Consider the following 21,247-nt stretch of genomic DNA (forward strand, 5'->3'; position numbering starts at 1 on the left):
AAAAGATCCACAACGAGACACTGGCGCTGTGCCGCGAACAGCAAAGGTTGGAGACACACCTCGCCAGAACGGTCGGCTTTCCCTGCGCCAAGGTACGGCTTGCCGATGGTACGGAATCAACGCTCCATTCCGTGGAAGGCCTGAACGACGCGTACTCTCCCGAAATTGAAGTCGAATGGAACAGGGCGGTTGCCGACTTCGCGGCACACCAGGCGCGTTGGGATGCCGCCGATGCTGAGATCGGCTATTCGAGAGCAGACGAACTGATACGGCAATCCGAAATAGCCGAAAGCGAACTTCTGGATAATCTACCGCAGACAGCCGCTACCTCCATCGAGGGCATTTTAGCCAAGCTGCTCGTTATCTTGCATGACGGTGAGCATTGGGAACATCCCGCCGATTTCCCTTGGCCTCATATCCGTTCGGTGCTGGATGACCTCGGCCGCCACCATAAAATATCGATCCGGCGATGATCGCGATCGATCGGGCAATCGTTAGCTGACGGACCTTATAAGCGGTGAGGATGCAGCCTGCTTCGAAGGAAGCCGGATCGGAGGCAGCCCGTTACGGCCGCTTCGCTCCAAAGTTGCCCTGCTTGAGCAAGCCATCTTTGATAGGCGCGAGGCCGACCATCGTTTCTGGTTTGCCGTTTTCGCTCGCCTCGGCGGCGCGCCTGACGGACACGGCAGTAATCCTGCCGCCGTGACAGCTGCGTCTCGGTGAAGGCCAGCTTTCCGCGAATTGTGCATCACCCTGATCACAACTTGTCGCCCTCGTCTTGCGGACGCCACGAAACGGGATTGGTGATCCAGCGACTGATGTCGGATTCATGCCAGCCTGCACCGTGGATACTGATCTGGATCTGGCGTGGGAAGGTGCCTTCGGCGATTTTGCGATAGATGGTGGACCGGGACAGACCTGTCCGGGACACGACGGTTTTCAGGCGGATGATACGGTCTGGTTCGCGCATGGACACACTGCCTCCTGCTGGTTGTTTTTTGATTGCTCCTGATCAAGAGAGGACAGACACTTGCGGGCGCGCAAGCGGGTTTTCCGCGTCATAGTACCCCGGCACAGAGACGGCGGCAGATAGGACTGTCTAGAGTCCAATGCCCCGGCCCCGCCCGAGGTCGATGCCGTGGGTGAATGCGAGTTCCGCACCAAGGCGCCGACCAGAATCGACGCTGATGCCAAGGTCGTGCTTGCGGTTGGCGAGGATGGATTCAAGCTGCGGATCGCGCTCGAGGCTTTTGGCCATGTCACCCATCGCCGATCGCGTGGCCTTGTAGCCGGACATGTCACCCGCCTGATACTGGTCCTGGCTGGTGCGGTCGAGTTTGTGCCAACGCTCCACGAAATGGTCTGCGCGGCGGCCCGGATCTTTGTCCAGTCCGGTGCGGATTTCGGTTTCAAGCTGGAGGGCGCGGATGGCGCCGTTGATCCGTCCGCCGGCGGCCTCGGCGACAAGTTCCGGGCTCTTGACATAAGCCGCCTCGGCATCGCGCCAGCCATGGGGCCGCACCTCGTCGAAGGCTATTCGGGCGTCAGCCAGTTCCCGCAAACGCATCGGGCTGGCCTTGTTTCCTGCGCCCTCGTCGCTGAATATCGCGTCCATGGCGCGGGCATGACGCACGAGCGCATCGGTTCGGGCTTTCCGTAACGCCGCTTGCCCGTCCTCGGCGATCTCCCTGGCGGGCGCGGCGGGTTCGAGGCGCACTTCCTCTCTTTCCGGCCTGCGCATGGCGTCGAAGTCGGGCGCGCCATCTGCCGAAGGGCGCCGGCCGTCGAACATGTTGCGTAGCCTTTCAGGCACGACCTTGCGCACGATCTCTGCGACACGCTCGCGAAAGGTGATGCCGCGCCGCTCTGCATAGCTCTGCTCCGGGTCGATCTGCTCGTAGTCCGACGCCATGTCCTTGGCGCGGTCACGTGACAGCGTACGGACAAGCCGGTCCCGTGTCGCGAAGTCGTCGCCGCCGTAGTGCAGGTCCATCCCGTCTCGATGCCGCGACAGGCCAACGTAGCTTCCATGGGCATCCATACCCGGCGTCGCCAGGACGTGGGTTCGGTCAACCGTCATGCCCTGAGCCTTGTGGATGGTCGCGGCATAGCCGTGATCGACGTGGGCGTAGTCTTTCAGGTCAAACCGCACGTCCTTGCCGTCGTCGGTGCGCACGGCCATGGTCTGTCTGCTGACGTCTTCGATCACACCGAGCGTGCCGTTCTTCACGCCAAGCCCGCGCTCGTTGCGCAGGAACATGACGCGGTCGCCGCTTGCGAAGGTTCTTGCGCCGCGTTCGACATGGACCTGAACATCGTCGCCGAGATCGCCGGCAAAGCGCATGCGCTCGCGCGCTGCCTGGTTCAGGGCGCGCACCTCATCGTTTGTGTGGGTGAGGATGATCCGGCTTGCGTCTGGCTCTGCCTGCCTGTCGCGATCCCAGCGCTCGACCAGATCGCTTCGCGCCTCATCGCGCGTCGTGGCCTGATGCACCATGCCTCTGTCGTCGTAGGCGCTAATCGCGGCACTGATCCTGCCGGTTGCCAGGTCACGCGTTGCGTCGCGCTGCCAGTCTTCGATCTGCCGGCGCACCTGGCCGATCTCGACGCCGCGATGACGCTCATGGATCGAACGGAATGCGGCGCCGGCCTCGATCGCCTGCAACTGCTGCGGATCGCCGACCAGCACGACCTTTGCGCCGACGTCCGCCGCATGGGAGAGCACGCGCTCCAACTGACGCGTGCCGACCATGCCGGCTTCGTCGATCACCAGGACATCACGCGCGGTGAGAAGATCCCTGCCCTGTCCCCAGCCGTGTTCCAGGCTGGCGATGGTGCGCGACGAGATGCCTGATCCGCTTTCGAGATTCTCGGCCGCAATGCCGGAGAGTGCGGCGCCTTTAACCTCGTAGCCCGCCACCGCCCATGCCTGGCGTGCAACGCCCAGCATGGCGCTCTTGCCCGTTCCGGCAAAGCCGACAATGACACCAAGACTTCGACCATCGGTGATATGCGCAAGCGCATGGGTCTGCTCGCCCGAAAGGACAAGCCCGCGTTGCGCAGCCCGCGCCAGAGCTGCCTCGCGATGTGCCTCACTCACCGCGTGTCGCTCGTCCCCGGCCATGCGTTCCGCCGCGTGGTGCAGGCGCTCTTCGGTCTCGATCATCTGTCGGGTGGTGAACCGGCCTTCGCCGCGCCCGTCCTTGCCGAGTTCGACCAGATCGGGTGCGTTGCTGATGGCTGCCACCACCGCGTTGAACTGCTCCATTCCGTCGCTGTGTCGATGCGCAAACTTCGCAATTTCTTTTCGGGTGAACGTCGATTGCTGATGGGTGATGGCATCGAGCGCCACGGATGGATCGGCAATGATGCGCGCGCCATTGTTGCGCGCGATCTCGCGATGCAGTTCGGCGCGATCTGCTTCAATGTCACCAGCTTCAAGGCCACTGCCCTCGATGCGTTGGGCCGGAGCACCGACCTGGGTTTGCGGCTCCAGCGCAATGCCCTGCGCTTCCAGACTGCGATGATCAATGCGCGAGTCGATATCGAGTTCGGCCAGGCGCTCATTGGCCAGCTCCGCCCACCGCTCGCGCCAGCGCTCGACCAGCTGGGTAGCATTCCAGTCTCGAACCTTGGCACCAAAACCGTTCTCGTCTGCGGTCCGCATGGTCAGCATGACATGAGCGTGCGGTTTGAGACTGCCATCCTCCGCCCTGTCCCAATGCACATTGAGATCAGCGACCATGCCCTTGTTGACAAATTCGGCCTGAACAAAGTCGCGCGCCAACTCGATGCCTTGCCCTTCGCTTAGTTCGCGTGGAAGAGCAAACTCCACCTCGCGCGCGAGCTGTGCATCCTTGCGTACCTCGAACGCCTCGACAGCGTTCCACAGCCTCTCGCGGTCGCGCCAGGCCTCCGGCGCATCCTCCGGCAACATCACCTCGGAATGGACGACACCGCGCTTGCTGGAAAAGTCGTGGCTGCGTTCGATGCGCTCGTCGCGCAGCCGCGACGCTGAACGGTAGGCAGCCGACGCCACAGCACTTGAGCCTGCCTTGCGGCCAATGACCTTGACGTGAAGATGATAGATCGCCATCGCGACCAGATCATTTGCACGGCAAAGCGCACGTCGGCACGACGTATAAGCGCGCCCTCCCTCGAAAAATTCTCGGGATGGACCAGCCCGTCCGGGACAGTCTCGGCAACCCTGAAGCCTTCCAGCAGTCGCTCTCCTATCATCGGCGCATCGACAATCGATGGAGACAGCCATGCGCAAACCACGGGACTTCGACGCGGAACTGAAGGCACTGGAAGACAAGGCGCGGGAACTCAAAACGCGAAAGGTGCAGCAGCTTGGCGAACTGGTGATCGCCACCGGAGCCGATCAACTCGGCACCGACGAATTGGCCGGCGCGCTGGTCGCAATCGCCGAGACCAAAGATGCCGGAAAGCGCGAGGCATGGGCCAAGCGTGGGGCGACGTTTTTCGAGAGCCGGTCCCGGCGAACTGCTCAGGCGTCTGGAGGCAACAGGCGTAGCGCTCCGGCGCAACAAGGCAACCCACAATCGCCTCCAAGCGATTCTGGCTCGCAATGACATGCGCACCTGGCAGGTGGAGCGCCGCAAACGCACCCGACACCTGATCGAACTCGGCGGTCTCGTCGTCAAGGCAGGCATCGTCGAGCTGACCAATGATGATCGCGCCATCATCTATGGCGCGATGCTTTGGATCGCGGAGAAGCTCCAAAGAGAGGACGCCGAACGCGCACGAGTTCGCTGGGCTCAAAAAGGGAAAGATGCTTTACGCGGGCAGGTATGAACGGCTGAAAAGCTGGCGAATGTAACTCTTTTGGGTCGATCGGCGGGCGACGCGGAGACCTCAAATATCGCAGCGTCGCCCGCTACGCGCCGGCAGTCGACTTGAAGCTCTAGAACCTCAAAGGCTTCGATCGGGAGAGCGGGCTTTGCCGTTAGCCGGATTGCCACGTCTATAGGCGCGCGTATGACACGGGGAGGAGGTTGCCGATCACGTCGGCGAGGCGCTTCGGCCCTTACGTCCTGGGGGCTGCCCTTTACGGCTTCCAGCCTTTCGGCATCTCAGTCTCTTTCGATTTCGTCATGGTTCACAACGAATTACCGTCGTCGTCCGTCTCGTCCTTCACGAAAATCCTTATGATGTGCTCGGGAAACTTGGCCCGTTCGATGGCCAATTGCACATCATCGACATGGCGCTTTTCGGCTTCCGTCAAAATCCGCTTTTTTGCTCATAAGAACTCCCATGCCTTCCGGTAAGTATATAGGGGTGCGGCGAGCGGCTCGACATTCGAGCGGTGGCCGATGACAGCCCGTCATATTCAAGCTGAGACGACTATCCGCGTTGCTTCCTGTTGCGTCAGAGCTATAAGCCGAACATGTCTGCCAAGCTCGCCCTTTACTCCTCGATCATTCGCTCAACCAACGAAGCCGCCCTGCGCTCCGATGTGACGCTTGGTGGGAGGCTTCTGCTGGAGAGATCGGGAGACGTTGTTGTCAGCTATGCGCCTTTCGAGCACATCGAGCGCGAAGCGCGTGTCGTTATCGTCGGCATCACGCCGGGCGCGCGGCAAGCTGGTAATGCGCTTATCGAGCTGCGTCGCAGGCTAGTTGCGAGTGACACGGACGAGTCAGCGTTGGCTGCCGCAAAAGCGTTCGCATCCTTTTCGGGTCCGATGCGCACGAATCTTGTGGCGATGCTAGACCACATCGGGCTGGCGGGCTGGCTAGGGATAACCTCAACCGCGGTTCTGTGGTCAACTCATAAGCAACTAGTCCACTTCACTTCGGCGCTGCGATATCCCGTGTTCGTGGGATCCGCGAACTACAACGGACAGCCGCCCATGACGTCGCATCCGTTGCTCAGGCGTATGATCGATGAGTTCCTCCGCGAGGAGGCCGTAGCGCTTCCGAAAGCTGTCTGGATACCGCTTGGGCCGAAGGCGGCAGACGGAGTCAACCACCTCGTGAAGTCTGGGACAATTGCACGGTCTAATGTGTTAGACGGGCTACCGCATCCGAGCGGCGCAAATGCGGAACGCATCGCCTATTTCCTTGGTCGTAAATCACGAGAAGCGCTGTCCTCCAAAACCGATCCTAACACTCTCGATGTAGCGCGGACGCGCCTCAAGGGCTTGGTATCGCGACTTCCAGCTTAAGGTGTTGCACCCTGCTAGAACCATGCCCTCAGGTTCGGCTGATGGCGTCCAGGCGGTCAACTTCGATCTTGATTTGGTGGAGTTTCACATAGCCGGAACAACTCAAGTGCAAAATTTCTATGATCATCCAAGCCACCCACTGGCTTAGCTGGGCGACGTCTTCTTCCGTGATATGTTTGTGGTCGGCCCGGTGAACTGCAAGAGATCTTAGGTCGTAGAGGTCGCTTATTTTCTTCTTCAGCGTTGTGTACTCTGAGAAGTGGACGAACCGAAACCCGCCATAGGTAAGTATGCTGGCAAGGCCAGATGAAACAGACTGTGTGACTCTGTCCTTCTCCAGTGAAAAGAATGCCTCCACGCAGCTCCAAAATTTGACAATTCTCATGACAAGCGGTGAGTCTCGGTGCGCGTCAGAGAACCAGAAAATCGCCCTTTCGACCGCTTCTTCGACCTCTGTTTTGTCGCTCTTCTGTAAATTCGTTGCTGCGAGTTGGATCATTCGCATGGCATCGGAGCCATCCGCCAGCTCCGTGTCTACTGAAAATGGTTGGCCTCTTGGGGATGGAAAATGAGTGGTGACGTGGTTATCGGCTTGGCTCCAAGACATCCAAACCGAGTCGCCGGGGGCATCCTCCGGAGTCATACCCGTACCGATACGAAACCCTGCAGCACCATTCTCGTATCTGGCAGCCGCAGCGATTGCGACTAGGCCAACAATTAATGCAGCGTTTTGGGCGAACAATCGCGCCGCCATTTTTTCTGTTCCCACAGAGGTACCGTGCAGCCATAAAGTGCCAGCACGGGCTTGCAACATGGGCGGATCTGGATGCTTATCGTAGGCAATTTGGGCCGTATCTAGAACCGAGACAGGACTTTTTAGGACCGCCATCGAGCCGAATTTGAAAGTGTCCGCTTTCTCCAAATTCACTCCGAAGACCCGCACAATAAACGAGTATTCGCGTATTCTTTTGGACACTATCCCGGATATCGCATCGAGCACCTCATCTGCGCTATCTGGCATGATCTTTTTCGAGAAACAGTCTTGGACAACGCTGCGCCATGCGCTCCAAACGTCAGAGTACTCCGCCTTGCCGTCGAAATAGTCATGATCGACCAGTAGTTCCACCGATTTTCGAAAGTTGTCTAGGCCGAAGTCGGTCAGGTAAATGTACTTTCTATTCTCGAGGCGAATTTCTCGCACGAGCGTTCGGTCGCGCGGTATCTCAGCAAATGATTTCGGGACGATAAGAGATTTTGGCTTGAAGATGTTTTCAGCGCAGGAGAGCAGAATGCGCTTTTCCTTCGGCGTGAACGGTTTTCTCATGCGCCAGATGCCTGCATTGTCCTCAGTTGGATCAAAGCTATAACTTGCAGAGATGAGCAAATCCGAAAAAATACGAGAAATGGCGAAATCGGGCATGAGCACGGCGGAGATAGCTCGTGCCCTCGGCATTCGCTACCAGTTCGCCTACGGCGTGCTTCGGAACGCAGGCTCCAATGTTGGGGATGGGCCACTCCCACCTCTGTTGCGGCAACTGCAAAACCAAGCAAGCCGCCCCTTTTTGTGAGCGATCTCACGGCAGCTGGCTTTGAGCACGTCGGCAGTTGGATACTTTCGCCAGAGCAGCGGTTAGTCATCGACCGAGAGCTGCCCAAAGCGGTGCGTGTGTATGCCTTTGCTAAGAACGATGTCGTTGTGTACGTCGGGGTAGCAAGCATGGGGCTCGCCAAACGCCAGGGCGCCTGTAGGGCGCTAAAGCGCGCCCTACGGCGCGATGACGACACAAGTCGAGTGGGTCGAGCGGCAAAAAGGCGCGACGATGCGAACTGCGCCTCAGAGAGCGTTCGAAGGTAAAATCAGTCCTTCGCCAGCCGCTTGTCTAGGTTTGCTGTTGGTCACCAGATAAAGTAAGATTCCTGCTTTGGTAGGAGGAATGCGTGAGGAAACGCGATTTATTAATAACCGCCATAGCTCTTTGCTTGGTCCTTATGTGGTTCGCTACGCCATTTGTTACTGCGAACCTACCAGAGGTGTCGCCAGCGTCAGGTCTTGCGGGCGAAACTTTTGGCAGCATAAATGCGCTATTCTCCGGTCTGGCGCTTGCAGGTGTAGTCGCAACACTGTTCTTCCAGCGTCAGGACGCCGTATCCCAACATGACGCGCTCCGCAGTACTATTTACGCAACAGCTTTCAGTGCAGTTCTTTCCATTTTGCAAACTGAGAAAGTCATCGCCGCGAGACGACACGTAATGGAGGCTATTGGCTCAAAACCCGTTGAGAAATGGAGCGACCAAGACCGCGAAATGGCTGACGAAGTGATCCGCACTTTTGATCTGGCAGGCGTGATGGTCCAGTACAAGATGCTCCCACCAGAACTCGTGGTTGATAACTGGGGAAACCCGTTGCGTAAAACCTGGATTGTACTTGAGAAACGTGTTTTGCAGATGAGGGTCGAGCGCAAGGCAAGTGAGGTCTTTGACAACTATGAAGCTTTGGCTAGGGAGGCGCTGAAATATGAGAGGGCCGTTGAATCATTCCGTGAGAGGTCTGTCCTGGCGATGGCTGAAAGGCATGAGGAGTTGATGGGCCGCTCGCTGAAGTAGCAGGGTCTATTTGATCTTCAAACGGGCTTAGACCGAGATGTACGGCGCAGTGGTTGGCGTCGGACCAGATCGATGGAAGCAGTCGCCTCGGGCCGTCTAACGGTGGCTGCCCCCCAGTGGATGGGTTCGACATCCGCCGTAAGGCCGGTTTCGACGTGCGGCGACCCGGCAAACACAGCACGTGGCCATGTTATGTGGCAGGTCGGCCTAATGGCCCTTGGCCCCGAACCCTAGGCCTCTAGAAGAACGGTCAAATGAATAATCGTTGTTCGCAATTGCACTAGCTGATTTTCCCGAATAGGAACGCGGGACATCAATGAGGAGACTGAATTAGATGGACGATTCGAGCGAGCAGATGAACGCTGATCTGCTGGGCCTGACTGCAGACATTGTCGCGGCATATGTGCAGAACAACGCGACGCCGGTAGCCGGTCTCCCGGATTTGATTGCCAGCGTCAATTCTGCCTTGTCAGGCTTGATCGAGCCGGTCGCCCCGCCGCCAGCATTGCTCACTCCCGCGGTCAATCCGAAGAAGTCGGTATTTCCTGACTACATCGTCAGCTTGGAAGATGGGCGCAAATTCAAATCCATGAAGCGCCACCTCGGTTTGTTGGGCATGACGCCCGACGAGTACAGAGCCAAGTGGGGTCTGGCGAAGGACTATCCGATGGTTGCAGCGAGCTACGCAGCACAGCGATCCGCCCTTGCCAAGTCCATTGGTCTGGGCCGCAAGGCAGGCGTCAAAATAGCTCTCAAGAAGGCACCGGCAAAGCGGAAGGCAAAGGCGTAGGAAGCCTCTTGGGAGTGGGCACTTGCGTCAGGAGTAGCCACTCCCTGTCGGGCAGGTTGCGACACGGTATTGAAGATTAGGCCCGCAGAGGGGCTGCTGGAAAAGCTATCCAAGATCGTAAAGGTGAACCTGAGTCTAAGGGACTTGTTTAAGTCTTGATGGAAAAACCAGTAACCTACAAGATGAACCTTGGACGCCCGCCGAACCGCTCACTTGGGCTTCGCCTTTAGGTTCAGACTCACCGAGGTGCATTGGCAGCGCAAAGACTCCGGGCTGCCGCCGCGCGGCGTGACATACAGCCAGGACTGGCAGTCCTTGCATCGAAGGCATTCAAGCAGCTCCCTGAACGCCGCGACGACGGGCTCGAAGTCCTTTTTTCCGAAGTTGGCCCATTCGTTGTAATGCACAGCCTTGTTAACGGCCCATTGTTCGACGTTGCTCGCGCCACTTGAGCCGGAAAGTGTTGTTTTGCGCGCCAGCGCTGCCTCCTTTGCAGCGACATTCCCCCATGATTGCGCTACATCAGCAGCCTTGCCGTATAGCTCCTTGCTACGCGAGAGGACGCTGGGAAGCAGGTCGCCCAGCTCATAGCTGCCATCCGCCCGAAAGACAGGGCGCGCGCCGAGCTGGTCCGCGAGCTGACGCGAGGCGTATTCGAGATGGTGACGCAGCCCGTGGGCCGCCGTCTCCACCTTTCCCTTAGCGAGAGCAGCAGCGATCTCATCCCAGATATCTACGTTTGACTCGACTAAGGGACCTGTATCCACTGTCCAACTGTGGAACGCGAGCGAAGTCTTTGCGGAGACAAGCCCGGCCGATCTCATCTGTTCAGCCCAGAGGCGGTCGTGGGTCGTGATGATGAACTGCGTGTCTGGAAAATGCGTCTTCAGAAGCTTGCAGAACTCGCGGCGGTGACCCGAGTCGACTGACATCACAACATCATCGAGCAGCGCGATGGTGAAGTTCTTCTCGAAAAGGCGTTTCATGAGGGCGAGATAGAGGCACACACCCATGCCATCCTGATGCCCTTCGCTGTGGTACGCGCCGGGCGGAAAGAGACCGCGCTCATAGAAGTTCACATCGAAATCGAGCCGTCCTTCGCTTGGCGTCAGCTTGGCGGTGAATTTGGCCTCATCGTCGCCATTGATCAGCCGATAGAAAGTGCTGAAGTCCTCCTGCACGTCGTCATAGAGCGCGTTCAGTTCGTCTTCCATGGCGCGGCAATAGGCATCGTAGGTGGCTTTCGCGGAATCGCTCGCGAGCTTCGCCCTCTCGTTGTTCCGCAGGGCGTCACGGTAGTCATTCAGGCGAAGCTGCGCCGTTGTGAGAAACGTCTGCGCTTCAACGGTCGCGCTCTGATCAGGCTTTGCTTCGATCCTAGATTGCAACGCGGAGAGCCCTGCAAGAAAATCTGAAGGCATCCTGGACCATCCCTCGACCAAGCGCTCTTTTATCCCCATCAACCCATCGAACGTTGAAAGCTGCCCTTTCAACTCCCGCAGGTCGGTGCCCCACGCGGTAGTCAGGTCAACGAAGGATCCGGCGTTCTCAATTTTTGCGACGATGAGTGTCTGTCTGAGCGAGCCTAGCAATCCTTCGACATGCCCAGCCAGCACAGTCCCGCTCTTGATCAGAGCGGACTGAAGGTTGCCCGCGTCCTCCGATTTGGCGAGCTTTGCCTGTAGATGGCCCAGCAGGTGGGCCTCATCGGGCCACATGTGATCGCATAGCGGGCACTCGGGGCCATCGATCAGGTCAAGACCCCTCTCGACGAGGGACCGCCGCTGCAGGGCCTGCAGCAAGGCAGGATCATTCTGCAGCATTGCAATGCCGGACAGAATATCAGCCGCATCCGCTTTTCCGACGTTGGCAAGCGTGTCCAGCGCGTCGGACATGGCCTTGAGATCGCGCAGCACGGATTGCTTGTTGAATTCGGGCAGCTTGTCCGCGTCCAACAATCCGGTGTCCAGCCGCGTCTCGGGTGTCAGTTTTTCAATCTTCTGAAGGCTCAATGCTTCGCGCTTTGGATTTGCCGCCGCCAATAGCTCGGCAGCCCCGAATGTCGCGATCTGTAGATGACGCTGGAGCGTCTCCCGGCTGATTTTCACGAGATTAGAGGTGTTCTTGTGGCCAGTCTGGAGCTTGTTCTGCGCCGTGTTGAGCGCTGACCGCGTTTGTCCGATCTCTTCGAGCTTCAGGATCGCCTGGATTTCCTCGGAGCGCTTCGTCGGCTCGACCAGAATAAAGCGTAGGATGTCACGCCGGGCGAGCGTGATCTCAGGGTGATCCGCAATCTCATCAAGCGCCGCCTTCACGTCGGCATCGGCAGGCACGATCTTAGGCTTTCCGGGCTCGGAAACCTTGCGAGTGATCGTAGCTGACTTGCCAAGAGCGGGAATGAGGACCTTCAGTTCAACGAAAGCGGCATCCGGGAACTTTACCTTGTCCACATGCGGCCCGTGCTCGGTAACTGACAGGCCTTTGGTGCCCCTGCCGGTGAGACGACCGATCTCCCCGGTAAGCCCAAATTCAATCGCGTCGATGACGCCGCTTTTCCCGGTGCCGTTGGGACCGGAAATCGCGAAGGTTTCCGTCCCGAAGTCGATGTCGAGCTTACGGATTCCGCGGACTTCTTCGATGTGAGCGGTCTCTAGCTTGATCACTTCACATCGCCGCCTACAGGTGCCGAGAAGATTTTCAGGAAGTCGTCAGCCTTCGGTTTTTTGCCATTCGCTAACAATTTCCGTATCTGCTCGATCTTGTCGCAATCGACCTTCTGCCCTTCGGCAAGTGTTGCGAGGAACTTGTTGGCAATGTTTTGCTGCAGCGTTGGCATCTGGCCTCTTTTTCGGCTCTGAGCGGTCAGGCATTCTCGCGACGAGATGTCATGAGACCTTTACAATCGGTAATACGAGTCGCCCATACACCATTCTTCTGCCAACCAAGAGAACTTGGACGTTGATGAGCTTTCGCCCAGTGAGGTAAGCCCCTGCCAGAGACGAGTCAGTCAGTTTTGGGTCTGGCGAGATTGCAAGCACGATGAACGAGACGCGCGTTCGAGGGGATCGTCGCTCCGCCTCTCCAGTATTGGTCTACATGATCAACCATAGCATCATTGATAGATTTAATGTCGTTCCCGCAGATGCGGCATGTACTGTCGGTGTCATAAAGTTCTTTTTTTAATGACGCGGTGAACGCTCGCTTGGGGTCCAACCCGCTAGCGCTCGCCATGAGCGCATCGAGACGTGAGGTCCAAGCGTCAAAGGCGTATTTGATGTTCTTCGTATCACCGGTGGATTTCGTGATGGCGTCCAGCCAACGTTGATCCTGCAGCAGGTCGAGATACTCCTCCCTGATGGCGTCAGCGTTTTGCGCGATTTGGGCCGTGTCGAACGGAGCAAGCGAGGTCGCAATAACTTGGAAGATTGACGCATTGGGCTTTGGAGCCCATTCGCCACCGCCCTTGTGATCTGTCTTGCGAATGCGAAACGCATTCGATCCGAACACCGTGAAGGAGTTGCGCATGGCGCGCTTAAAACGCTTCTCAAAATCTGCGAGGATTTCGTCCGACGGGTTTCGATGGCTCTCGAAGAACCGGTTCAGAAAGGCCTTAATTCCGGAGGTAACACGATCATATTTATATTGATCAAACGCGAGAAAGCGCAGAACCAAATTTCTATCAAGCATACGATCACTGAGGTTCCTCATGTTGATCGCTTTGTGAAAATCCGGATTCGCCGCCAATTCCCTGAGCTTGTCGTTTAGTTTTCCCCTATATATGCAATTTCTAATTTCCATCTCATTGAGCGACATTCCGCCTGTATTAATGCGCTCGAAAGTCGAAAACCGTAAATCTTGAGGCGTGTTCTCGGACAACTCAAAGCTTGTTATAACTGCATCCTCAAGTTGCGATTGCATTTTTGTATCAAGTTCACCGAATTTCTTCCCGTTTAATTCTGAAAAGACCTCCAGCTCTTTGAGTCGGAATTTACCCTCGAAGAAATTGAAAATTGTAGTTAAACGCTGAACACCGTCAATCACCTCGTATTTCTCATCCTTTGTGCGGGATAGGAATATCACGGGAATCGGTATCTGCATGAGCAAAGACTCGATGAGGAAAGATGGCCTTTTGCCCTTCCAAACGTAATCTCGTTGCCAGTCCGGATTGAGGTTCAGGCGGCCCTGCTGATAGAGGCGATGATAGTGAACCAGCGGGAAGTCGCGCGTCTGCATGATAGCGCGCCGCTGGTTTTCGGGAATTTGCAGCTGGCCTTCGTCAAGCCCTTGTTCATCCTCGACTTCAGGTTCTGTAGTAGCGTTATTCTCGACGTCGGCGAAAATATCATCAGCCATAGCCGCAGCCCTCCCTTTTCGTCGAACTCTATATCATTGTCTTTAGCTAAAGAAACAGTCGGCAAGCTTGATGAGTAGCGGCCATTTGCCCTTGATGGCCCGATCCCACCCTACCGGAGTTAGAACCCTGACCGGAGAATGAGTTTGTGCAACCCGTTTCCGCGCGCCGAAGTCCACGTCAAAATCACCAGATTTTCCCCTAATGACTCGACTTATCGCCACGTTTCTTGCAGCACAACAAATCCCACACACTTCGTGGCGGCCTTGTTGGCCGGGGTGAAGACGGACTTCCTCCGGTACGCGACGACGGGCTCAACAATTTGTAAGATCTTGTGGTCTGATTCCGATCAGACCGTGCAGGATGAGAACTGCGCGACTCCAAGGGCAGCTGGCATGAATGAACTCTTCGACAGGATAGCAAGGCGCAACGACAAGCGGACGGAGTCTGAGATTCAGGCTGATGTTCGGCAATTCATACTGAGCGCCCCGCTCAATCTAGATGACGACGATGTGAAAATCGTCTCACTTGAATCTCAAACTGGCGACCGTAGGCGCATCGATGTCGAGGTCGGTTCTACAGTCATTGAGATAAAGCGCGATCTGCGGAAGGGGAAAGTAAAAGCAGACGCGGTCGAGCAGTTGGCGGGATATGTCGAGCTGAGGATGAACCAGACAGGCCTACGGTATGTCGGCGTCCTCACAGATGGCACAGAATGGCTCTGCTACGACCTAATTGATGGCAATCTACGAGAAGTATCAGCGATCTTGGTCGAACCGACTGTGGTGGGCATGGAGAGGTTTACCGTCTGGCTAGAAGGCGTTCTAGCCACCGCACAGAACATAGCCCCTACTCCGCGTAATATTGAGATGAGGCTCGGCTCCGGAAGTAGCTCCTACCAACTAGATCGAGCGTCAATGTCATCGCTCTACCGACAGAGCAAGGCCAACCCCACCGTTCAGATGAAGAGGACGCTTTGGTCTCGTCTGTTGACCTCTGCTCTCGGAACCGCGTTTGAGGACAGCGACGACCTGTTCATCGAACATACCCTTCTGGTGAATACGGCTGAAATCATCGCCCATGCGGTCCTTGGCCTTCCAATTCAGTCAATTAATCCTGCTGCGTTGCTGGCAGGCGAGAAATTCGATGAAAGCGGCATCCATGGAGTGGTGGAGCCGGATTTCTTTGACTGGGTTGTTGAGGTAGACGGAGGCGACGTTTTCGTAAGAACCCTCTCAAAACGTCTCGCGCGCTTTGATTGGAGCAAAGTCGAGCAGGACGTGCTTAAGGTCCTCTATGAAAGCGTTATCGGTGTCGAGACGAGACAGCGCCTTGGAGAATACTATACTCCCGACTGGCTGGCAGACATCATCGTACAAGAAACGGTGCCTGACCCCCTGAATTCGCGTGTGCTCGACGCGGCCTGCGGCTCCGGGACCTTCCTCTTTCATGCGATCCGCAGATACATCGCTGCGGCCGAGACGAAAGGCACATCCGTTGGAAAAATAATCGACGGCGTTACTGCGCATGTAATTGGGATGGATCTGCATCCTGTGGCTGTCACGCTGGCCCGCGTCACATACCTGTTGGCCATAGGAAGGCAAAGGCTGCTTGATCCAGATCGCGCAACTATACGTATCCCCGTATATCTCGGCGATAGCCTTCAGTGGCAGGACCAGAACGTCGATCTCTGGGCGGCCGGGAATTTGGTTATTCGAGTGGAAGACAAAAAGGACCTTTTCGGCAACGAACTTTCCTTCCCGGACGCGCTATTGGACAATGCCACCCGGTTCGATGAGCTTGTGACCGAGATGGCCAACAAAGCTTCCGCGCGCAAGCCGGGTTCGGCGGCACCGTCATTGAATGCGGTTTTCCAGCGTCTCGCCGTGCCGGACAAGTTTAGGCCGACAATTGAGGCGACTTTTAAAACAATGTGCCGACTTCACGATGAGGGTCGGGATCACATCTGGGGTTATTATGTCCGGAACTTAGCGCGCCCACTCTGGCTTTCACGCCCGAATAACCGCGTTGATGTCCTGCTGGGAAATCCGCCGTGGCTGGCATATCGCAAAATGACCTCTGATATGCAGACAACATTCCGCGCGATGAGTGAGGACCGAGGCCTCTGGGCGGGCGGAGAGCTCTCGACGCATCAGGACTTGTCGGGATTGTTCGCCGTCAGAGCCTGCGAGCTCTACCTCAAGGTCAACGGTAGGTTCGGACTTGTGCTGCCGAACGCCGCAATTGACCGGGAACACTACTCCGGGTTCCGTAGCGGCTATTATGGTGACGGTTCAGGTAACGCCGCCGTGGCCTTTGATCCGTCGTGGGATTTGCGACGTATCAGACCACACTTCTTTCCGCGCGCCGCATCCGTGGTTTTTGGAACGCGTGTACAGCACACACGGGAAACCAAGGAAGGTGAAGGCACGTGGGTCGGACGCAAGATGCCGTTGAAAGCCGAAATCTGGACCGGCCGACTATCAGGTTCGAACATGCCCTGGACAGAAGCTAGTAAGACCCTCACCCGCACGCAGGGAGAAGTTAAACTTGTCGGACAACTGACCAAATCGCCATACAATCCAGCATTTAGCCAAGGTGCCATCTTTGCTCCGAGGCTAGTTTTCGTAGTCGTGGAACAGCCCGCAACATCGCTAGGCGTTCCGGCTGGCAGGAAGTCGGTACGATCCTCCAGAACAGTGCAAGAGAAGAAACCTTGGAAGCAGCTGCCTGACCTCAATGGGGTTGTCGAAACTGAATTCATTCGCCCTTTCTACAGTGGGGATAATGCCTATCCATACCGATTGGGGGACGCACAAACGGTAGTTCTCCCCTTGCGCAAAAGTGGGATCTTGTCGCCATCCCAGATCGAGCTTCACCCCGGGCTGAACCAATGGTGGAGTCGGGCCGAGGCGCTTTGGATGGAGCATCGGTCAAGCGAGCGCCTAACGCTCATGCAGCAGTTGGACTTTCAGTCCAAGTTGTCCAATCAGTTGCCAATTCCACCATTACGAATTGTGTATAATGCGGCTGGGATGCACCTGATGGCTGCAAAAGTGAAGGATTCGCGAGCTGTGGTCGCAAGTGGACTCTATTGGGCATCCATGGAAACGGAAGACGAGGCCGACTACCTGTGCGCGGTTCTGAATGCGCCCGTTACAACTGACGCGGTGCGGCCACTTATGTCCTACAGCAAGGACGAGCGTCATATACACAAGCATGTCTGGGAAGTGCCCATTCCAAAATATGATTCCCAGATTGCATCACATCGTCGCCTGTCGGAGCTTGGAAAGCGCGCGGAAGAGATTGCGATAACCTTTCCTGCCGACCCCAAACTCCATTTCGCGGCAACGAGACGGCATCTCCGCGCTCACATTGCAGCGACTAAAGAGGGTGAGGAGATTAACGAGATCGTATTGGAACTGCTGGGCTAAGCCTCATTTATTGACTACCCGTTCGTGCCCATCGGGGTGGCCGTCGGGCTCGGGCTGGGTGCAACTGACATCGGCTCAGCCACGCGGCTAGTAGCCGGGTTCAGGGCCTTTTCAAGCAGCACCGATATCCTCGGCTGGGTCCGCCGCCAGATGATCGTATCGCTAGGTCGTGGCGTGGTCATTATGGCCTATCAGCGCTCCTACAATCATGAGAGGGGTACCGCTTGTCACGCCTACGCTCGCGAACGAATGCCTCAGATCATGTAGCCGCGCCTTTGAGAGGCCGATGCGTTTGCGAAACGATGACCATATCCACGGAGTGCCGACATAGTGGCCGTCGCCCTTAGCCCCCGGAAAAACAAACCCTTTGTCCGACGAGGCTTCTCTGAGCGTTTTCAGAATCGCTAACGCAGCGCCCCTCTAATTGAAAGCTAATCACGAGCAGCACGACCGTGCCTGTCACCAACCAAATGGTTTGATCGGAAATACCGAATGCGTTTCTTGCGATAGCAGGGGGCTTAAACCCCATGTCGCGCGCGCGTGCTGCGCAGATTGATCCCTAGGATTCGCGCCGCGCTCCATCAACACATCTTTGAATTTCTATTCCAGGAGGGTAGCCTCGTAACTAGCTGCTTGGGTGGAGGGACAAATGATCAGATACCTAGTCGGGTGCCTTGTGGCGCTATTTGCATTCGTTGGATATGTGTTCGCTGCCGACCTCCCAGCAACCCCCAGCTTGGACCAGTCCATGGTGATTGGATCATATGGTGTGGCTGTGTCTGTGGCGCGCGGCTGCAGCAACGCAACCGGTCCAGCGGAAATCTATATTTCACGAAGCCCGTTCGCACCGCCTGGACTGAGGGCGCGCAACGAATGTGGCAACCAATCGGCAATTGTGATCGAATCTGACGGCACCATGCGCTTTGTGAACTGGAGGAACGTCACCGCAACCTACGATCCGCAGCTTTCGGTGATTTTCTTTTCAGATGGCGCAGCTTGGGTGAATAGAAGGGGCTTCGCCTACCTAGGCAAATATCCGACGGTGGTTGGAGGCGGCTGCCACAGCAAGCACGGATTTGCCCGCATTGGTGCCTCAACCAACAGTGGTCACGTAATAGCAATCAACGAATGCGAAGAGTCATCGCGCCTGCTCGTACACCCGAACGGCCGCATCGAAGCTGTCAAGTGGAAGCTTACTGCAAAGCTACTTAGCGGCGGGCGTACGGTTCAATGGTCTAACGGCGTCATATGGTCGAGGTAGCCCCGTCGCGATAGCGCTCCCACGCCTGCCTTAGGGTGACACCTGTCGGGGTGTTGTCAGGTTGCGCTGCTTCATCTTAACATGCCTGTCTCCCGGTGCCGGGGCGAAAGCATGGTGGCCGTTTCCAAGCGTCCGCGTGCCTCTACTCGGTACGGACGACGCGAAGGACAGCCTCCACCCCGGCTGGATGCCTCATGCCGTCGCATGCTGTCTAAATCAATAGCACCCTGCATGATGGGCTTTTTGGCGGGTAAGTTCTAAAATTGGCTATAAGTTATTGATTTTGTTGATGAACTGGCGGAGAGAGCGACAGCCATATTGCTGTCTCATGTCGTCTCAACCAATGAAAATAATAAGGCAATATCAATGCCTTAATCTAAAATAGCTGTCTCGCGCCGTTGCAATCTGTATCATCCAATGCCACTATTTTTGGCGGGTAAGATGATGGGATTGAGAAATGCCGAAGATCGCGAAGGAACTTTCAGCACTAGCCGTCAAGAACTTGAAACACCCCGGATCGACCACAGCGCGCAACGCTGTGTTTGCTGTTGGCGGTGTTGCCGGGCTCATGCTCCAAATCACGCCGGGCAGCGGCCGGTCATGGCTGTTGCGCACAACAAACGTCAATGGCCGGCGTTGCGAAATGGGTCTTGGCGGGCATGACGTATCATTGGGCGAAGCCCGCGAGCGCGCGAGGGCGACCAAAGAGAAAATCCACAACGGCATCAATCCGCTTCAAGAGAAGCGCGAGCGTCGCAAAGCCGCGATCGAGGCCGCAAAGCGCCATCTCACATTCCGCGATGCCGTTGACAAATTCCTTGCCGACACCCTGGCGGAATTCAGGAACGAAAAGCATCGGAAGCAATGGCAATCCACGCTGGACACGTATGCAATGCCCGTCATCGGCAATCTTGCCGTTTCCGAAGTCACCAAACATCACATGGTCGAAATCCTTAAGCCGATCTGGACGACCAAGACGGAGACGGCCACGCGTTTGCGGCAACGTTGCGAACGCGTGCTTGATTGGGCAAAGGCACACGGACACCGCGAGGGCGACAATCCGGCACAGTGGAAGGGCAATCTCAATGCCATGTTGTCCAAGCCAAGCAAGGTTGCGACAGTCGATAATCAGCCCGCCGTTCAGTTGAAAGACGCGCCCTCGTGGTTCGCAGCATTGCGCAAACGCGAAGGCACGGGTGCACGGGCATTGGAATTCGTAACATTGACCGCTGCGCGATCAGGCGAAGTGCGCGGCATGGAATGGCCTGAAATCGATTGGCACGCCAAACTGTGGACGGTGCCGGCATCGCGAATGAAAATGAGGCGGCCGCACGTTGTGGCGCTATCTGATGCGGCAATGACAATCCTAACTGCGATGAGAGAGGCCGCGGCCGCCGACACGGAATATGTGTTTCCAGCGATCCGGGGCGGCATGCTATCCGACATGACGTTGAGCGCTACCATGAGACGAATGCACGAAAGCGAGATCGAGGCGGGCCGCACGGGCTGGCTCGACAAGAACTCGAAGCGTCCAGCCGTGCCCCATGGGCTGCGGTCAACGTTTTCTGATTGGGCGGGGGAGTTGTCCGACTATCCCCGAGACATGCGGGAATTTGCGCTCGCCCACGCCATCAACAGCGACGTTGAGGCCGCATACCGGCGCGAAACCATGATTGAGAAGCGCCGCGCCATGATGAGCGATTGGGCTGCGTTTTTGCGGGGCGGGAACTGACCAAAGCTCTAAGACATGAGCCTCGGCAACGCTGGCCGAAGGCGATAAGCTCGCGAGCAAAACGGAACGCTAAGCTGTTCAGCAATATCGATCGCTGATCGGGGCGAACCGGAATTATCAGCGGTGGCGCTGAGATGTTTCCGCTCAGTTCAATGGGCGGTGCGTGACGCCACCTCTAATTTCGCCTGGCTAAGCGCACGCCGGGCCCACCACCATTCTCTGGAATGAATTCGATGCCAGCGTTCTCCAGGGCACCTTGTACCGCCTGCAGCGTGTTGTCGAACAAAACCTCGCCGCGCTCCAATCGCGCGATAGTGTTGGGAGAGACCTTGGCGAGGGCAGCAAGCTCCCGAATGCCTAGATGAAGAGCTGCCCGCGCCATCCGACACTGGGCCGAAGTTATTGCCATCCGTAGTAACCCTGTTACTAATTTGTTGCATTTGCTGGCCATAGATAGTAACACTGATACTACCGTTGATGCCGACAAGCATCTTGAGCGGTTGGACAGGTGCGGTCACACCTGTCCAACCTAACCACAACCCCAGCTTTCATGGAGCTCGGATCATGGATGATTCCGACAATAGCATGAGTTTGTCTTTCGTCACCCGGCGGCGCTTGCTGGCGGGCACGGCCACGGCCGCCGTGGCATGGCCCTTCCATGTAAAGTCACGGGCCGCCGAACTGACGGACGGCAGCAGCGCGGCTGATCCTGCTCTCCGTCTGTGTGGGAACTGGCAAAAGATCCACAACGAGACACTGGCGCTGTGCCGCGAACAGCAAAGGTTGGAGACACACCTCGCCAGAACGGTCGGCTTTCCCTGCGCCAAGGTACGGCTTGCCGATGGTACGGAATCAACGCTCCATTCCGTGGAAGGCCTGAACGAC

The 21,247-nt window shown here is 57.0% G+C and carries 17 protein-coding genes and 1 pseudogene; 10 read left to right on the top strand and 8 right to left on the bottom strand.

The window, feature by feature from the left end:
* Positions 1 to 473: hypothetical protein (locus tag AC0YKC_RS33020; RefSeq protein ID WP_488514119.1), on the top strand; the 473-nt coding region annotated here is incomplete at its 5' end.
* 284 nt (positions 474 to 757) lie between these two features.
* On the opposite strand, the gene AC0YKC_RS33025 is transcribed toward AC0YKC_RS33020, so the two are convergent.
* On the bottom strand, positions 758 to 970 hold the full coding sequence (locus AC0YKC_RS33025; RefSeq protein ID WP_352660648.1) for a helix-turn-helix transcriptional regulator: 213 nt from the start codon (positions 968 to 970) through the stop codon (positions 758 to 760).
* Between the two features lie 129 nt (positions 971 to 1,099).
* The gene (traA, locus tag AC0YKC_RS33030) at positions 1,100 to 4,096 is read right to left on the bottom strand and encodes a Ti-type conjugative transfer relaxase TraA (protein ID WP_488514120.1); all 2,997 of its coding nucleotides are present in this window, start codon (positions 4,094 to 4,096) and stop codon (positions 1,100 to 1,102) included.
* Positions 4,097 to 4,268: 172 nt separating this feature from the next.
* Between traA and AC0YKC_RS33035 the strand changes: the two genes are divergently transcribed.
* From AC0YKC_RS33035 to AC0YKC_RS33045, 3 genes are all read left to right on the top strand, one after another.
* The gene (locus AC0YKC_RS33035) at positions 4,269 to 4,595 is read left to right on the top strand and encodes a conjugal transfer protein TraD (protein ID WP_488514121.1); all 327 of its coding nucleotides are present in this window, start codon (positions 4,269 to 4,271) and stop codon (positions 4,593 to 4,595) included.
* Between the two features lies 1 nt (position 4,596).
* Positions 4,597 to 4,818, top strand: a complete 222-nt coding sequence (locus AC0YKC_RS33040) for a conjugal transfer protein TraD (RefSeq protein WP_488514122.1) — start codon at positions 4,597 to 4,599, stop codon at positions 4,816 to 4,818.
* Between the two features lie 592 nt (positions 4,819 to 5,410).
* Positions 5,411 to 6,190 (top strand): hypothetical protein, encoded by a 780-nt coding sequence (locus AC0YKC_RS33045; RefSeq protein ID WP_488514123.1) that lies wholly within the window; start codon positions 5,411 to 5,413, stop codon positions 6,188 to 6,190.
* 28 nt (positions 6,191 to 6,218) lie between these two features.
* Here the strand turns inward: AC0YKC_RS33045 and AC0YKC_RS33050 are convergent, their stop codons facing one another.
* Positions 6,219 to 7,616 carry a hypothetical protein gene (locus AC0YKC_RS33050; protein WP_488514124.1) on the bottom strand — a complete coding sequence of 466 codons (1,398 nt, stop codon included), beginning with the start codon at positions 7,614 to 7,616 and terminating at the stop codon, positions 6,219 to 6,221.
* 512 nt (positions 7,617 to 8,128) lie between these two features.
* On the opposite strand from AC0YKC_RS33050, the gene AC0YKC_RS33055 reads away from it, so the two are divergent.
* The gene (locus tag AC0YKC_RS33055; protein WP_488514125.1) at positions 8,129 to 8,794 is read left to right on the top strand and encodes a DUF4760 domain-containing protein; all 666 of its coding nucleotides are present in this window, start codon (positions 8,129 to 8,131) and stop codon (positions 8,792 to 8,794) included.
* 334 nt (positions 8,795 to 9,128) lie between these two features.
* Complete coding sequence (locus tag AC0YKC_RS33060; RefSeq protein WP_488514126.1) at positions 9,129 to 9,584, top strand: Ros/MucR family transcriptional regulator; 456 nt, start codon at positions 9,129 to 9,131, stop codon at positions 9,582 to 9,584.
* Positions 9,585 to 9,793: 209 nt separating this feature from the next.
* Here AC0YKC_RS33060 and AC0YKC_RS33065 read toward each other — a convergent pair whose 3' ends face one another.
* The 3 genes from AC0YKC_RS33065 to AC0YKC_RS33075 form a co-directional block, all read right to left on the bottom strand.
* Positions 9,794 to 12,247 carry an AAA family ATPase gene (locus AC0YKC_RS33065; protein WP_488514127.1) on the bottom strand — a complete coding sequence of 818 codons (2,454 nt, stop codon included), beginning with the start codon at positions 12,245 to 12,247 and terminating at the stop codon, positions 9,794 to 9,796.
* Positions 12,244 to 12,420 (bottom strand): hypothetical protein, encoded by a 177-nt coding sequence (locus AC0YKC_RS33070; RefSeq protein WP_488514128.1) that lies wholly within the window; start codon positions 12,418 to 12,420, stop codon positions 12,244 to 12,246. Before AC0YKC_RS33070 ends, AC0YKC_RS33065 begins: the two co-directional genes overlap by 4 nt.
* Before the next feature lie 167 nt (positions 12,421 to 12,587).
* Positions 12,588 to 13,937, bottom strand: coding sequence for a GmrSD restriction endonuclease domain-containing protein (locus tag AC0YKC_RS33075; protein WP_488514129.1), 1,350 nt, complete (start codon positions 13,935 to 13,937; stop codon positions 12,588 to 12,590).
* A gap of 393 nt (positions 13,938 to 14,330) precedes the next feature.
* Between AC0YKC_RS33075 and AC0YKC_RS33080 the strand changes: the two genes are divergently transcribed.
* Positions 14,331 to 17,369 carry an N-6 DNA methylase gene (locus AC0YKC_RS33080; protein WP_488514130.1) on the top strand — a complete coding sequence of 1,013 codons (3,039 nt, stop codon included), beginning with the start codon at positions 14,331 to 14,333 and terminating at the stop codon, positions 17,367 to 17,369.
* A 162-nt stretch (positions 17,370 to 17,531) separates the two neighbouring features.
* On the opposite strand, the gene AC0YKC_RS33085 is transcribed toward AC0YKC_RS33080, so the two are convergent.
* Positions 17,532 to 17,771 carry a tyrosine-type recombinase/integrase gene (locus AC0YKC_RS33085; protein ID WP_488514133.1) on the bottom strand — a complete coding sequence of 80 codons (240 nt, stop codon included), beginning with the start codon at positions 17,769 to 17,771 and terminating at the stop codon, positions 17,532 to 17,534.
* 247 nt (positions 17,772 to 18,018) lie between these two features.
* Here AC0YKC_RS33085 and AC0YKC_RS33090 point away from each other — a divergent pair, with 247 nt between their 5' ends.
* Together AC0YKC_RS33090 and AC0YKC_RS33095 are read left to right on the top strand one after the other, a co-directional pair.
* Entirely contained in the window at positions 18,019 to 18,630 is a 612-nt protein-coding gene (locus tag AC0YKC_RS33090) for a hypothetical protein (RefSeq protein WP_488514131.1), read from the top strand.
* 457 nt (positions 18,631 to 19,087) lie between these two features.
* Positions 19,088 to 20,362 (top strand): tyrosine-type recombinase/integrase, encoded by a 1,275-nt coding sequence (locus tag AC0YKC_RS33095; RefSeq protein ID WP_488514132.1) that lies wholly within the window; start codon positions 19,088 to 19,090, stop codon positions 20,360 to 20,362.
* Between the two features lie 175 nt (positions 20,363 to 20,537).
* Here the strand turns inward: AC0YKC_RS33095 and AC0YKC_RS33100 are convergent, their stop codons facing one another.
* Positions 20,538 to 20,744: a helix-turn-helix domain-containing protein gene (locus AC0YKC_RS33100; protein ID WP_023825501.1), complete on the bottom strand. Its 207-nt coding sequence runs from the start codon at positions 20,742 to 20,744 to the stop codon at positions 20,538 to 20,540.
* A gap of 182 nt (positions 20,745 to 20,926) precedes the next feature.
* Between AC0YKC_RS33100 and AC0YKC_RS33105 the strand changes: the two are divergent.
* Positions 20,927 to 21,247 (top strand): annotated as a pseudogene (locus tag AC0YKC_RS33105) (hypothetical protein); the annotation flags it as partial.

Source organism: Mesorhizobium sp. CNPSo 4661, from assembly GCF_057784215.1.

What these genes read in the sequence shown, in the direction of transcription:
- AC0YKC_RS33035 (WP_488514121.1), top strand. Translation starts at nt 4,269, where the DNA reads ATGCGCAAACCACGGGACTTCGACGCGGAACTGAAGGCACTGGAAGAC.
- AC0YKC_RS33070 (WP_488514128.1), bottom strand. Translation starts at nt 12,420, where the DNA reads ATGCCAACGCTGCAGCAAAACATTGCCAACAAGTTCCTCGCAACACTT.
- AC0YKC_RS33090 (WP_488514131.1), top strand. Translation starts at nt 18,019, where the DNA reads ATGATCAGATACCTAGTCGGGTGCCTTGTGGCGCTATTTGCATTCGTT.
- AC0YKC_RS33025 (WP_352660648.1), bottom strand. Translation starts at nt 970, where the DNA reads ATGCGCGAACCAGACCGTATCATCCGCCTGAAAACCGTCGTGTCCCGG.
- AC0YKC_RS33080 (WP_488514130.1), top strand. Translation starts at nt 14,331, where the DNA reads ATGAATGAACTCTTCGACAGGATAGCAAGGCGCAACGACAAGCGGACG.
- traA (WP_488514120.1), bottom strand. Translation starts at nt 4,096, where the DNA reads ATGGCGATCTATCATCTTCACGTCAAGGTCATTGGCCGCAAGGCAGGC.
- AC0YKC_RS33100 (WP_023825501.1), bottom strand. Translation starts at nt 20,744, where the DNA reads ATGGCGCGGGCAGCTCTTCATCTAGGCATTCGGGAGCTTGCTGCCCTC.
- AC0YKC_RS33075 (WP_488514129.1), bottom strand. Translation starts at nt 13,937, where the DNA reads ATGGCTGATGATATTTTCGCCGACGTCGAGAATAACGCTACTACAGAA.
- AC0YKC_RS33060 (WP_488514126.1), top strand. Translation starts at nt 9,129, where the DNA reads ATGGACGATTCGAGCGAGCAGATGAACGCTGATCTGCTGGGCCTGACT.
- AC0YKC_RS33045 (WP_488514123.1), top strand. Translation starts at nt 5,411, where the DNA reads ATGTCTGCCAAGCTCGCCCTTTACTCCTCGATCATTCGCTCAACCAAC.
- AC0YKC_RS33095 (WP_488514132.1), top strand. Translation starts at nt 19,088, where the DNA reads ATGCCGAAGATCGCGAAGGAACTTTCAGCACTAGCCGTCAAGAACTTG.
- AC0YKC_RS33040 (WP_488514122.1), top strand. Translation starts at nt 4,597, where the DNA reads ATGCGCACCTGGCAGGTGGAGCGCCGCAAACGCACCCGACACCTGATC.